The organism is Deinococcus sonorensis KR-87 (assembly GCF_040256395.1).
Taxonomy (GTDB): domain Bacteria; phylum Deinococcota; class Deinococci; order Deinococcales; family Deinococcaceae; genus Deinococcus; species Deinococcus sonorensis.
The window spans coordinates 588,016-601,087 of record NZ_CP158299.1 but is presented as its reverse complement, the minus strand read 5'-3'; the positions used below and the strand labels follow the sequence as shown (position 1 = coordinate 601,087).

11 protein-coding genes are annotated in these 13,072 nt (G+C 67.6%); 6 read left to right on the top strand and 5 right to left on the bottom strand.

Going from position 1 to position 13,072, the window contains the following annotated elements; genetic code table 11:
* Window positions 1-262 precede the first annotated feature (262 nt).
* The 4 genes from ABOD76_RS08130 (at window position 263) to ABOD76_RS08115 (ending at window position 4,481) form a co-directional block, all read left to right on the top strand.
* Window positions 263-2,077, top strand: coding sequence for an NPCBM/NEW2 domain-containing protein (locus ABOD76_RS08130; RefSeq protein WP_350244319.1), 1,815 nt, complete (start codon window positions 263-265; stop codon window positions 2,075-2,077).
* Window positions 2,078-2,209: 132 nt separating this feature from the next.
* Window positions 2,210-3,139, top strand: coding sequence for a helix-turn-helix transcriptional regulator (locus tag ABOD76_RS08125; RefSeq protein ID WP_350244318.1), 930 nt, complete (start codon window positions 2,210-2,212; stop codon window positions 3,137-3,139).
* Between the two features lie 59 nt (window positions 3,140-3,198).
* The gene (locus ABOD76_RS08120; protein WP_350244317.1) at window positions 3,199-3,558 is read left to right on the top strand and encodes a VOC family protein; all 360 of its coding nucleotides are present in this window, start codon (window positions 3,199-3,201) and stop codon (window positions 3,556-3,558) included.
* Window positions 3,559-3,569: 11 nt separating this feature from the next.
* A complete protein-coding gene (locus ABOD76_RS08115; protein WP_350244314.1) occupies window positions 3,570-4,481 on the top strand; it encodes a DNA-3-methyladenine glycosylase family protein in 912 nt (303 codons plus the stop codon).
* Between the two features lie 79 nt (window positions 4,482-4,560).
* On the opposite strand, the gene ABOD76_RS08110 is transcribed toward ABOD76_RS08115, so the two are convergent.
* The 5 genes from ABOD76_RS08110 to ABOD76_RS08090 all read right to left on the bottom strand — a co-directional run bounded on the left by ABOD76_RS08110 (window position 4,561) and on the right by ABOD76_RS08090 (window position 9,655).
* A complete protein-coding gene (locus ABOD76_RS08110) occupies window positions 4,561-5,214 on the bottom strand; it encodes a TMEM175 family protein (protein ID WP_350244312.1) in 654 nt (217 codons plus the stop codon).
* Between the two features lie 124 nt (window positions 5,215-5,338).
* A complete protein-coding gene (locus tag ABOD76_RS08105) occupies window positions 5,339-6,673 on the bottom strand; it encodes a family 1 glycosylhydrolase (RefSeq protein WP_350244311.1) in 1,335 nt (444 codons plus the stop codon).
* A complete protein-coding gene (locus tag ABOD76_RS08100; protein WP_350244310.1) occupies window positions 6,670-8,247 on the bottom strand; it encodes a GMC family oxidoreductase in 1,578 nt (525 codons plus the stop codon). The genes ABOD76_RS08105 and ABOD76_RS08100 overlap by 4 nt, the downstream gene beginning before the upstream one ends.
* Complete coding sequence (locus tag ABOD76_RS08095; RefSeq protein WP_350244309.1) at window positions 8,244-8,783, bottom strand: gluconate 2-dehydrogenase subunit 3 family protein; 540 nt, start codon at window positions 8,781-8,783, stop codon at window positions 8,244-8,246. The genes ABOD76_RS08100 and ABOD76_RS08095 overlap by 4 nt, the downstream gene beginning before the upstream one ends.
* Complete coding sequence (locus tag ABOD76_RS08090; RefSeq protein ID WP_350244308.1) at window positions 8,780-9,655, bottom strand: SDR family oxidoreductase; 876 nt, start codon at window positions 9,653-9,655, stop codon at window positions 8,780-8,782. Before ABOD76_RS08090 ends, ABOD76_RS08095 begins: the two co-directional genes overlap by 4 nt.
* 314 nt (window positions 9,656-9,969) lie before the next feature.
* Here ABOD76_RS08090 and ABOD76_RS08085 point away from each other — a divergent pair, with 314 nt between their 5' ends.
* Together ABOD76_RS08085 and ABOD76_RS08080 are read left to right on the top strand one after the other, a co-directional pair.
* Entirely contained in the window at window positions 9,970-10,476 is a 507-nt protein-coding gene (locus tag ABOD76_RS08085; RefSeq protein ID WP_350244307.1) for a hypothetical protein, read from the top strand.
* A gap of 281 nt (window positions 10,477-10,757) precedes the next feature.
* Window positions 10,758-13,031: a hypothetical protein gene (locus ABOD76_RS08080; RefSeq protein ID WP_350244306.1), complete on the top strand. Its 2,274-nt coding sequence runs from the start codon at window positions 10,758-10,760 to the stop codon at window positions 13,029-13,031.
* The last annotated feature ends 41 nt before the right edge of the window (window positions 13,032-13,072 follow it).

Here is a 13,072-nt window from a genome sequence, read left to right as displayed (position 1 = left end):
ATGCGTTTTCTGGCCACCCTGACGAACGCCCGTTCCCTCACCTTCTGAGTTTCAGGGACCACAACGTTCGTCACCGCAGATGAACTGGCCAGACCACCCCGCTGTCCTTCACGCCCCACCTGCATCGAATTGAACTGCCCCGCCAACCCGTGCCCAGCGCTCCTGTCTCCTGCATCATCTCAGCGCCTTAGCACACTGACCCAGGCCCCCGTCTGGTCGGTGCCTCATGCCGCGTGCGAGACGCAGGCCCACAGGAGATTCCATGACCACACATTCTTTCGCTGCCTTTTCTCTGCTGAAGCGTCCCGTTGTTCTGGGCCTGGTCACTGCATTGACCGCAACTCTGGCCGCGTGTGGAAGCAATCCCACACCCGTCAGTGCGACGGCCACCGCCAAGCAGACGTTCATCTACGACGGTCACGATGCCAGCTGGACCGGTGGGCCGCGGCACACCATCCGGGCGCTGTCCATCGATGACGGGGACAACACCCTGAGCAACGAGGACTGGACCGCGGCTACCAGCGGCTGGGGCCCCATTGAGATCAACCGCAGCAACGCGGGCTTCAAGGGCGGCGACGGCAAGACCCTGATGCTGAATGGCGAGAGCTACGGCACTGGCTTCGGCGTGCACTCGGATTCCTCCATGACCTTCGACCTCAGCGGGAAGTGTGACACCTTCACGTCGGACATCGGCGTGGATGACGAGGTGGGGAGCCTGGGCAGCGTGGTGTTCCAGGTGTGGGCGGACGGCACCAAGCTGTACGACAGCGGCACCATGACCGGTGACAGCGACACCAAGAGCATCAGCGTGGATATCTCGGGCAAGGACGAGTTGAAACTTGTCGTGACCGATGCGGGCGACAACAACTACTTCGACCACGCCGACTGGGCGAACGCCACGCTGCGCGGCTGCAGCACCTCCGACAGCTCCGGCAGCACCCCTCCCCCGGTGACGCCACAGAGCTTCGATGGCCCGATCACCATCACGAAGGGTGGCACGTACAGTGGCAACTGGCAGAGCCTGGATCCGAAAGTCCCGGTGATCACGATCAAGACCAGTGAGCCGGTGATCATCGAGAACAGCACGCTGCGTGGCCGCGGCAACCTGGTGGCCGGCTTCCGTAACCGCGTGACCCTGCGCAACAACAAGGGCTACGGCCTGAACCCGAACGTCGCGGGCCGGATCATGGGGCGCTTCGCCAACCTCGAAGAGGCGTACAACATCACCATCGAGAACAACTACTTCGAGCACGGCACCGGCATCTACCTGCGCAGCTTCTACGGTGACCCCAGCAAGGGTGAGGGGATCCGCATCCGCAACAACCAGCTGCGCAACATCGATGGGCGCCAGAGTGACGGCAACAACGGGTATAACGGCAAGCGCAATATCAGCCAGGCGGTGCTGTTCAACAGCATCCAGCGGGTGGCGAACGTGGACATCAGCTGGAACGAGATCATCAACGCGCCGTATCACAGCTACACCGAGGAGAACATGAACTTCTACCTCAGCAGTGGCACCGCGGCCAGCCCGTACCTGATCCACGACAACTACATCCAGGGCGCCTACAACGCTGACCCCGCCAATAACGCGACCTACCCCGGCGGCGGGATCCTGCTGGGCGACGGGCAGGCGAGCGACCCGAGCCTGATGGGCCATGCCCGGGTGTACAACAACCAGATCGTCGCCACCACCAACCATGGGCTGGGCATCGCGGGTGGCGTGGACAACCAGATCTATAACAACCGGGTGATCAGCAGCGGTCGCCTGCCGGACGGCCGGCCGATTGCGGCGCAGAACGTGGGCCTGTATGTGTGGGATCCGTACAAGCTGGGGCAGAAGACGCCGGCGATGTTTGCGAACAACGTGATGCGGGACAACTTCGTGATGTGGACCAAGGTCAAGAGTGACGGCACGACGACGACCAACCCCTGGTGGGTGCCGGACTGCGGCCTGAACAACACCGTCTGCACTGGCAACGTGAGCGGCGGCACCGCCACCCTTGACACCGAGAAGCAGGAGTACCAGCGCTGGCTCTCCAAGCTCGACAACGCCAACGTCAACGTCGGCCCTCAGTAACCCCCGGCACCCAGCGCGGGCCAGCGGACATCCGCTGGCCCGCGCTCCTTCTCTCTCCGCCTCCGTTTGGTGATGCCGCGTATCCACCGTCCCTCCGCGCTGCAGGTCTGGGCCAGGGCATACTGGCCTCACGTGAACCGTACCGACCGCCTGCTCGCCATCGTCCTGACGCTTCAGGGTCGTGGACGGGCGCGTGCCGAGGACCTCGCCCGCTCGCTCGACGTCTCGAAACGGACCATCTACCGTGACGTGCTCGCGCTCAACGAGGCCGGCGTGCCGATCGTCAGCGCGCCGGGGCAGGGCTACACCCTGATGGACGGCTACTTCCTGCCACCGCTGCGCTTCAGTGTGAACGAGGCGATCATGCTGATGCTCGGCAGCGACGTGGTTACGGCGTCGTTCGACGCGGAGCTCGCGAGCGCGGCGCAGCAGGCGGCCCGCAAGATCAGCGCCGTGCTCAGCGAGGAGGTGCGCGGCGACGTGGCGTTCCTGCGCGACAACCTCAGGCTGGTGCAGCGTGACCCGAACGGAGAAGACACGCAGCGCAAGCTGCTGGTGCTGCGGGAGGCGATCGTCCGGCGGCAGGGGGTGAGGTTCCAGTACCACAAACGCCACGCCCGGCCGGAGGAACGCCGCGCCGATCCGCATGCCCTGTTCCGGCTGAACACCGCGTGGATGCTGTCGGCGTTCGATCATGCGCGCGGCGCGCTGCGGACCTTCCGCCTGGAGCACCTGGACGACCTGACGCTCACCGGTCAGCACTTCGAGCGGCAGCCGGGGTTCCAGCTGCGGCGCGACGAGGCAAGGGAGGCGCGCGACACGGTCGTGCGGGTGCTGTTTGCCGCGGAGGTGGCGCGCTGGGTGCGGCAGACTCCGTCGTATTTCGTCACTGAGCTGCAGGACACGCCGGGCGGGCTGCTCGTCACCCTGCGCGTCCGCAACGTCGAGGACGTCCTGGCGTGGCTGCTGTCGTGGGGTGGCGCCGCGCGCGTGCTCGAACCGGCCGCGCTGCAGACCCGCCTGCGCCAGGAGGCCGGGCGCATCCTCGACCACTACCGCTGAACGCTGCTGACAGGACGGTGTCACCAGCCTGCCCGATGCTGGATGAGGAGGTGGACGAGATGCAGACACGATTGGATTTCGCTTCGGTGCAGGTGCGGGACCTGCAGGCTTCGCGGGCGTTCTATACGCAGGTGATCGGCTTCGAGGCCCATGGGCAGGACCGGCCGGGCGCGGTGGTGTTTCAGGATCAGGACGGCGCCATCTTCGCCATTCGCGAGCCGCTGGCCACCACCGACCTCGGCGGGGCGTTCGGGGTGGGTGTCAGCCTGTGGTTCGCCGTGCAGGACGTGGACGCCACCCATGCCCGCATCGTCGCGTCCGGGGGTACGGTCCTGTCGCCCCCACAGCCGGGACCATTTGGCCGGATGTTCGCAGTGCGTGACCCGGATGGCTATCAGCTCACCTTCCATCAGGGATGAAGGAGGACCACATGACCACCCTCACCACGCACCGCCTGCGCCCCGCACCCCCCTTCGATTTCGCGCAGACGTTGGGCTTCCTGCGCGGCTTCACCCCCACCAGCGGCGAACAGGCACTCGGGGAGCAGACACTGTCCAAGGCCGTGCGCCTGCAGGGGAGGACGGTGGCGTTCCACGTGCGGTCGGTCGGGACCGTGGACGCGCCGGACCTCGCCTGCGAGCTGTCCGCGGATCAGCCGCTGACGTCCCACCAGGAACGCCTCGCCCTGGAGCGTGTGCGGTTCTTCCTGAGCCTCGACGAGGACCTGCGCTCCTTCTACCGGCTGGCCCGGCAGGACGAGGCGTTCCAGCCGCTGCTGCGGCGACTGTACGGCTACCATCAGGTCAAATTCCTGACCCCCTTCGAGAACGCCTGCTGGGCGGTCCTGACGCAGCGGACGCCGGCACCGGTGGCCAGGGCGGCCAAGCGGCGCCTGGTGGAAGCGTACGGCGGGTCAGTGACCACTGCGCACGGCCGGCTGTGGGCCTTTCCGGAACCGGCCGACCTCGCGGACGTGGGGGCGCCGGACCTGGGCGCGCTGGTGGGCAACGCACGCAAGGGCGAGGCTCTGGCGGCCGTTACGAACGCCTTCCTGCAGGTCGACAAGGGGTGGTTGCGTTCCGCTCCCAGCGCTGAGGTCCACGCCTGGCTGCTCGGCATTCGCGGCCTGGGGCCGTGGTCGGCGGCCTTTGTGCTGTTGCGGGGCCTGGGGCGCATGGACAGCGTGCTGCTGGACGATCCGCAGACCGTCCTCGCGCGCGAACTGCTCGCGGCGGCCACACGGGTGTACGGCCCGGTGAGCGTTCAGGTCCTGCAGGCCAGGGCCGAGGCCTACGGGGTCTGGCAGGGGTACTGGGCCCACTACCTGCGCGCCGCCGGCTGAAGAGCTGGCACTCCGGTTCCGGAAGTGCCGAGCAAAGCGCCGGAGGCCTCCGTGCCGGCCTGGGCGGAGGCCGGTTCCTTCAGGTCAGGCGTGTTTGAAGACGGGCGAAATACGGCTGCAGGAGCCGCTGGAGCGGCCTATTGAGAAACAGCAGAAACAGCGCGTAATAACTCAGGCCGGGGATCAGCAGGGCCAGGCAGAGCACCAGGACGAACAGCAGCGAACTGCTGAAGGACGCCGCCAGGCTGGACGCCTCGAAGGTCGGCCGGCCCGACCGGATCCTGGCGTCGCGCGACACCAGCCAGGTCATGGCGCTCAGAATCAGGCTGCTCAGGGCCATCAGCCCGATGTACAGCCCCAGCAGGATCGGCTCGGGCGACAGCGCGCCCACCATCGCGGTCGGGAACTGCAGCAGCACGATGGTGAACATCCACAAGAAGCTCAGGCCCATCAGCGCGGGCGTGTACCGCGAGACGTGCTCGAAGATCCGGTGATGCACGATCCAGAAACTCGCCACCACCACGAAGCTCAGCGCGAAGGTCATGATCTGACCGCTGTGTTCCGCCAGCATGTCGGTGGCGGACTGCTGCGTCCTGGCCGCTTCGGACACCGATTCCAGCAGCGGCAGGATCAGCAGCGTGAGGGCAATGGCCACGACGGCGTCGGTGAAGAACTTCAGCCGTTCGACGTTCTTGAGGTCCTGGGCCTGCTCACTGGCTTCGGGGTGGGCCATATCGGCATCGTACTGTGATTTTTCGGGGAGCCGACTAGGTGTGTCGCAGCTGGGCTGGGCTCCCTGGCGGGTGGCGACTGGCCACATGTGAGGTCCCGCTTGCCCTGCTGCTTCCTGCCATGCGTTACACCTCCACCTTCAGTTCGGCGGCCTGGTCGGTCAGCTCGAACACCTCGCCGTGCGGCACGACCGTGATCTGGCCGAAATGTTCCAGGATCTTGCGGTAGGCGGCCGCCACCGGGCGCGGATTGCGGTTCAGGTCGTACAGCCCGCAGGCGTTCACGGTGCCGCGCTGCTCGGCCAGCTCGCTGTCCCAGTCGATCTGGTCGGTCAGGCTATACCAGGTGAAGCCCACCACCGGCGCGCCCTCCTGGCGCAGCCGCAGCACGTTCATCCACTGCTTCCACAGCCAGGTGGGCGCCTGATCCGCGTCGAAGACATTGGTTTCGGTGTGGAAAATCGGCTTGCGGTAGCGCTGGTAGTAGTCCTTGGTGATCTGGTACCAGCCGAACACGTCCTCAGCGGTGCAGATGCTGCCGTCCGGCTTGATGATCTTCTCGTTGCGCCCGTAGTAGTCGTTGCCCATGATCTGGTGCCCCGGCGGCTCGCCGGCCATGAACCACTCGTACTCCTGGCGGCTCATGCCGTTGTCCAGCAGGTACAGGCACACGTCCGCGTCGGGCGCGTGGGCGTACAGCAGGTCCAGCGAGAGAAAGCGCAGGCGGTTCTGCAGGGCGATCTCCGGGCGCTGCTCGACGGAGCCGTCATGCAGGTACTCGGCGCTCTCGCTCTGCACGATGATCGCGTCCGGGCGGTGCCGGGCGATCGCGTGGCAGGCCAGGATGTTGGCCGCCGCCGCGTGCTTGAGGGCCGTCACGAAGCCGGTCCCGCTCTTCAGCTGCTCGTTCCACAGCCCGTCCTGTCCGCTCGTCCTGGCCGTCACGTAGATCTCGTTGACCGGGGTGTAGTAGCGCACCCAGGGGTAGCGGGCGGCCACCTGCCCGGCGTACGCCTCGAAGTGCAGCGGCAGCTCGGGGTTCTGGAAGTTGCCGAGCCAGTCCGGCACGCCGAAGTGCAGCAGGTCCAGGATCGGGACCAGGTCCAGCCGCCGCATCTCGGCCATCACCTGATCGGCAAAGTCCCAGTCGTAGCGGCCGGGCCCCAGGTGCATGCGGTGATACGGCAGGCCGTAGCGCAGGTACTTCAGGCCCAGGTCCTTCACCAGGTGCAGGTCCTGCTGCCAGTGCTCGTAGTGGCCGCACTCGGCCAGCTGGTCGCGCCGCACCCGCCCATTCTGGATGGTGGGGTACGAGCACTCGATGCCGGTGGCGAACATGAAGTTGCCGGGCCGCCGGGTGGGCAGCCCCGACCCGTCGCGGCCGCTGGCGCCGCCGAACTGGTCGCCGGAGGCCGCGTCGCCACGGACGCGGCGGATGATGTCCAGAAAGCCTTCGCTCATGCGCGTCCACCTGCCTGGGTGGAGAAGCCGCCCACCCGTTGAGTCTCCAGAAAGCAGTCCGCTGTGCGCAGCGCCAGCGCCATGATGGTCAGGGCCGGATTCACGCTCAGGGCGCTGGGAAAGGTGGAGTTGTCGCTGATGTACAGATTGCTCAGGTCGTGACAGCGCCCGTCCCGGTTCACGACGCTGCTCGCCGGGTCGTCGCCCATGCGGGCGGTGCCGATGGTATGGGCGGCGCGGTTGAAGCTCCACAGCTGCTGCCCGCCCGCCGCCGTCCAGATGTCGCGCATCACCCGCTCGGCGTGCCGCTGCATGCGCCGCTCGTTCTCGCCCCAGCTGAAGTGGATGCGGGGCTTGGGCAGGCCCTTGTGGTCCAGCTCGTCCGAGAGCTCCAGATAATTGCCCTCGTGCGGCAAACAGTCGCCCAGCACGTTGATGCCGGCGGTGTGGGTGTAGCCGCGCAGGTGCTGGTGCAGGGCCGGCCCCCAGGTGTGCGTGCCGCGCGCGAACTGCGAGGCGTACGTCACCAGCATCACGCCGATGGACTGTAGCAGGTAGCCGCCGGCGAAATCGGCGTCCCTGGGCCGGTGGGTGTCCTCGCTGATCAGCGCGCCGGGAATGCCCTTGTACGGGCGCACCTCCTCCTCGAATTGGCCCCACACCTGCAGGCCGACGTGCGCCATGAAGTTGCGGCCCACCTGCCCGCTCTGGTTGGCGAGGTTCATGCGCAGCAGCAGCCGGGGCGTCTCGATGGCGCCCGCGCTCAGGAACACCGCGTGGGCGCGCTGCCTATGTTCCTGCCCCGCGTGGCGGTATACCACGCCGGTCACGCGTGGCCCCTGCACCTCCAGCGCGGTCACGTAGCAGTCGGACCGCAGCTCGGCCCCGTGCTTGAGGGCCAGCGGCAGGAACGTCACGTCCATGCTCGCCTTGGCGCCCACCGAGCAGCCCGCCTGACAGAAGCCCCGGTTGGTGCAGGCGGGGCGCAGGCCATGGCCGTCCTGCTGCTGTGGGCGGCTCAGGGCGGCGTTGGCCGCCGGGGAGGTGCGCAGCCCCAGCGCCGCGCAGCCGCGCTCCATCAGCTGCGCCGCCCCGTTCAGCGGCAGCGGCGGGTGCGGGTACTTTGATCGGCGCGGCGGCCCCCAGGGGTAGTGGCCGGGCCCCGACACGCCCAGAAACTGTTCGAGTTCGTCGTAGTAGGGCTCCAGGTCCGCGTAGGTGAGCGGCCAGTCCACGCCCACACCTGCGTCGGTGTGCAGTCGCAGGTCGTCCGGCTGCGCCCTGGGCGTGTAGGCGGTGTAATGCAGGGTGGAGCCGCCCACCCCGCACCCGGAATTGTTGTTCCCGAAGCTGACCGGGTCCGCGCCGGCCGAGAGCCGCTCGTCGTTCCAGAACAGCGACACCTGCGCCCGCTCGTCGGTGGGCATGTCGGCGGGCCGGTGGTGGGCGCCCGCCTCCAGCGCCACCACCCGCAGGCCGGCGGCCGCCAGCCGCGCCAGCAGCGGCGCCCCGCCCGCCCCGGTGCCGATCACCACGGCGTCCACCACCTCATCCGGCGCGTGGGTCCGGGTCACGGCGTATCCCTGGGGCCGGGGAAGGCCAGCTCACGCCGCTCGGCCTCGTTCAGGCCGATGCGGGTCCAGCCGGGCGCGTCCGCGAAGCCCACGTACCCGAGCGCCAGCTGCACCGCCGGGTGGCTGTAGTATCCCTCGGTCAGTTCGGCCAGCAGGTCCTCGAACGGGTGGGGAAAGCGGCGTTCCAGGTCCTGCAGGTGCCGGTCCTGCGCCGGCCCCTCCAGCCCTGTGAAGTCGGCGGGCAGGGCGGCCAGCAGGTCGCGCATCGCCTGCGGGTCGGGCGGCGTGTCGGCGTAGCGCCAGCCGTCGGTGCGGTCCTCGGCCAGCCGGTCATCCACCACGCCCGCCAGGTTCAGGTGGGCCGGGTCGTGCGGCACCAGCCGCGCGGCGGCCGCCTGCAGCACCCGGAATTCCGCCTCGCTGAAGAAGCGCCGCTCGAAGGTGCGGTGCAGCCGCTCCTCCAGCACCCGCCGGGTGGGCGCGGTGACGTGGCCGGATAGGAGCAGCTGCTCGAGCGTGTCGTGGGTGCGGCTCATGACCCGCTCGACAGCTTGCCGCCCGTGACGTGCAGCAGACTGCCGGTCACAAAGGAACTGTCGTCCGAGGCGAGGTACACGTAGGCGGGGGCCAGTTCCTCCGGCTGACCGGGCCGGCCCAGCGCGACCTCGTGCCCGAACTTCTGCACCTCGTCCAGCGGCATGGTGGCGGGAATGTTGGGGGTCCACACCGGGCCCGGCACCACGGCGTTCACCCGGATGCCGTTGTCCAGCTTGCCGAACTGCAGCGCCAGCGACCGGGTCAGGGCATGGATGCCGCCCTTAGTGGCGGTGTAGTCCACCAGAATCTCGTTGCCGGTCTCCCCGACGATGGACCCGGTGTTGATGATCGCGTCGCCGCTCTTCAGGTGCGGCAGGGCCGCCTGGATCATGAACACGTACCCGTACAGGTTCGTCTCGACGGTGCGGCGCAGCTGCTCCTCGGTGATGTCGAGGATGCTCGTCTGCGCGTGCTGGTAGGCGGCGTTGTTGACCAGCACGTTCAGCTGCCCGTACGCGCGCACCGTCTGCTCGACCGCGTCCTGGCACTGCGCCCGGTCGCGGACGTCGGCCCGGAGCACCAGGCAGGCTCCGCCGCGCTCCTCCACCATCCGCCGGGTGTCCTGGGCGTCGCTGTCGTTCTCGTTGTAGAGAATGGCGACCCGCGCGCCCTCCAGGGCAAACGCGAGGGCCACCGCCCGACCGATGCCGCTGTCGCCGCCGGTGATCAGTGCGGCCCGGCCTTCCAGTTTGCCCGCCGCCCGGTACGTCCGCAGGTCACTCTGGGGCGGAATCTTCATCTCGGACTGCTTGGCGGGGTAGGGGAGCGTCTGTGCGTCCTTGAAGTCCTCGGCTTTCGGTCGCCTGGTCATGCCTCCAGGCTGAGCCTCGCCGCAGCCCGCTTGTGTCGCAGAGGATACGCAGGTGGGGTTCTGAAGAAAAACCCAAGGCGGGGAGGCGAAAGGGGAGAGGAGCGGATGAGCTGGAGGTCGACAGAGCTGCCGCGAGTCAGACAACCGAGAAGAGCCGGCACGTCGGGGCCGAGGAGGCTGAGCCCCTGAAAACGACCTGGACGACCTTGATCTGGTCTGCGAGGTGTAAGAGGGAGGTAAGACCCGGATTTCTATTGTCGGGGGAGTTTCGTGGCTGCCGCGGGCCCTTGATCCGCCGGCCCCTAAGGAGTGTTATGAACCAGCTTTCCCGTTCGATGCTGGCCGCCGCCGGCCTGATGACCGGCCTTGTGGCCGCACAGGGGACGTCCCCTCTGACACTCTCGCTGGCCCAGGCACTGGTCCGGACCGTCACCGTCGGCGGCAAGAGCACCGAGCAGCTGAGCCCGGCCCCCAAGACCGTGCAGCCGGGCGACGTGCTGAGCCAACTGCTCACCGCCAGCAACGCCACGGCAAAGCCGCTGGCCCACGTGATGGTCCGGTTGCCGGTCCCGAAAGGCACCGTCTACCTGAAGCCGTCCAGCACCCTGAATGCCGGCGTCACGATGGAGTTCTCGATCGACGGCGGGAAGACCTACGCGCCGGCCCCGCTCAAGAAGCAGGTCAGCGTCACCGAGAACGGCCGGACGGTCCTGCGGGACGTGGTGGTCAAGCCGTCGGAGTACACGGCGGTGCGCTGGACCCTGGCGGAGCTGCCGGCCAATGGCAACGTTCAGCTCGGCTTCTTCGTTCAGGTCAAATAACTGGGTTGCACGGCCGAGCCTGACTCAGGCTCGGCTTTCCTGTGCTGGTCGAGCCACTGGGCGGTGCATTCGGAGCTGGACCCCGTTCAGAACAGCGCTCCCCCGAATGGGGGCAACCCACCGGCCGTAATAAATCCGTCATAGTCAAAAGTTAAGAATTCTTAATGAGTGAACGCGAGATGTGTGCCGGTTCAATTCGGCATAAATCGCGCCTCTGCCTGTCCGCTTCTACGTCTCTGGAGGTCCCGAATATGAACGTCACCCCTCGTCTCCTTGCTCTGATGGCTGCCCTGGCCACTGGAGCCGCCGCTGCCGCCGGGAACACCCCCGCCGGCACGGTCATCTCCAACACCGCCACGGCCAGCTTCGAGGACCCGACGAACCCGGGCACCCAGGCCACGCCGGTGAGCTCCAACACCGTCACCTCCACCGTCCAGCCGAAGCCGGACTTTGACGTGACCTACGCGGGCGCCCCCTCCAGCGACGGCACCACCCCGACCACCCCGATCGCCAGCCACGACAAGAAGAACGTGCTGCCGGGCGCCACGGTCGTCACCCAGTACACCATCCTGAACAACGGCAACGTGGGCAGCAACACGCCCGCCGGCGTGGCCTACAACGTGACGGTCGCCCCGTACCTGGGCGGCACCACCCTGCCCACCGGCACGGTCGTTCAGTACTGGGTGGGCACCACCAAGGTGTACGACTCGAGCGACACCGTCACCTACCCCGGCATCGTGTCGGTGCCGGCCGACGATCCCACCACCGCCACCGACGAGGGTCAGGTTGCCCTGGAGCAGCGCATCCTGGTGCCGAGCTCGGCCAATCCCACCGCGGACTTCTCGGTGAGCCCGCGCGGCAATGCAAACGTGTACAGCGCCGGCACCATCGCGGCCACCGACGAAGCCACCACCGACCTGCAGTACACCCGCGTGCGGCTGTACAAGCCGCTGGTGTCGGTCGACCCGCCGAGCAAGGATCCCAACAACCCCGGCACTCCGCTGCCCACCGTGGTCGTGCCGCCCAGCGGCCCCACCGGCACCCAGGATCCCAACTACGATCCGGCGAACCCCACCACCCCGGTCAACCCGGTGTCGCCTCCCGGCACGCCCGGCACCACCAGCGACCCCAAGGTCACCGGTTACGTGGACCCCACCACCACCAGCACGCCGATCGCCAAGTCCGGCAGCAACCAGATCGCCTACCCGACGGCCGACACCAACACCACCGATGACGTGGTCACCTTCGTCAACACCCTGACCAACACCGGCATGGCCGACACGGTCAACCTGTTCCCGACCGACAGCAGCGGCAACCCGATCGGCATCAACAACAACGACGGCAGCTTCCTGCTGCCTGGCGGCGTCGTCGTGCGCTTCCTGAACAACGACGGCACGGCCATCACGACCCTCTACACCGATCCGGCCACCGGCTCGAAGTACCCCACCATCGCGCTGGCCTCCGGGTTTGTCACGCCGAGCACCACCGACGTCCGCGTCCAGGTCACCTACCCGGACTCGAACAAGACCGCCACCACCGATCCCGCGCCGGTCGTCGTCCTGGTGGGCATCGACTCGGGCAACGACAGCGGCGTGGTGGCCGACGCGACCAGCAGCGACACCATCATGCCGGCCAGCATGCAGTTCGGTGACAGCAACGGCACCACCCTCGGTGTGGACAACACGGTGGCCACCGCCACCCAGACGGTCGATCCCACCGTCGCGCCGGCCTCGGCCACCACGGTCGCGCAGAACACCACCGACCGCCGCGCGGTGTTCCCGATGGACCTGGTCAACCGTGGCGAGTACGCCGACAGCTACACCCTGACCACCGCCACCCTGAGCTTCCCCAACACGGCGAACGGCACCAGCACCGCGACGGTCCGCTATGTGAACGCCAGCGGTGTGGAGCTGGCCAAGGACAGCTCGGGACGCTACATCTCGCCGATCGTCGGCGCCAACGACGAGATCACCGTCTACGGCATCGTGGACGTGCCGGCCGACGCGCTGGCCGGAACCGTGCTGGTGCCGCAGTCGGCCACCGGCAACTTCAGCACCATTCTCTCCAGCGACAACGATGACGTGATCAAGATCTCGGTGGTGAACACCGACCGCGACCCGATCACCGGTGATCCCACGACCGGCATGTTCATCCGCAAGTACCAGACCAAGGGCGCGACCGGCCCCACCGGCATCGCGGCCGAGAAGCTGGCCCTGACCACGCTGCCCGGCGACACGCTGCGCTACAAGATCGTGGCGAAGAACAACTACAACGCCGCGATCAAGAACTTCGTCCTGAGTGACAGCGCGACCGGCAGCACCAACGTCTACACCTACTCGGACCTGGTGTCGGTCAGCGCCACGGCCAGCTTCAGCGGCACCGTGTACTACAAGGTGAACGGCGGCGCCTGGAGCACCACCGCGCCGGTCGCCGGCACCGTCATCACCAGCCTGCAGGTGGCCGTCGACACCAACAGTGACAACGTCATCACGGCGACCGACACGGTCCCCGCGCTGGGCAGCGTCACCCTGAACATCGTCGTCACCGTCAAATAACCCGCTTCGCCTGATGGGTGATTCCGCGTGCCCTTGAGCAA

Bases quoted from the DNA above. Each gene is read 5' to 3' on its own strand.
- ABOD76_RS08115 (WP_350244314.1), top strand. From the start codon at position 3,570: ATGACCACCCTCACCACGCACCGCCTGCGCCCCGCACCCCCCTTCGAT.
- ABOD76_RS08120 (WP_350244317.1), top strand. From the start codon at position 3,199: ATGCAGACACGATTGGATTTCGCTTCGGTGCAGGTGCGGGACCTGCAG.
- ABOD76_RS08090 (WP_350244308.1), bottom strand. From the start codon at position 9,655: ATGACCAGGCGACCGAAAGCCGAGGACTTCAAGGACGCACAGACGCTC.
- ABOD76_RS08095 (WP_350244309.1), bottom strand. From the start codon at position 8,783: ATGAGCCGCACCCACGACACGCTCGAGCAGCTGCTCCTATCCGGCCAC.
- ABOD76_RS08105 (WP_350244311.1), bottom strand. From the start codon at position 6,673: ATGAGCGAAGGCTTTCTGGACATCATCCGCCGCGTCCGTGGCGACGCG.
- ABOD76_RS08130 (WP_350244319.1), top strand. From the start codon at position 263: ATGACCACACATTCTTTCGCTGCCTTTTCTCTGCTGAAGCGTCCCGTT.
- ABOD76_RS08085 (WP_350244307.1), top strand. From the start codon at position 9,970: ATGAACCAGCTTTCCCGTTCGATGCTGGCCGCCGCCGGCCTGATGACC.
- ABOD76_RS08080 (WP_350244306.1), top strand. From the start codon at position 10,758: ATGGCTGCCCTGGCCACTGGAGCCGCCGCTGCCGCCGGGAACACCCCC.
- ABOD76_RS08110 (WP_350244312.1), bottom strand. From the start codon at position 5,214: ATGGCCCACCCCGAAGCCAGTGAGCAGGCCCAGGACCTCAAGAACGTC.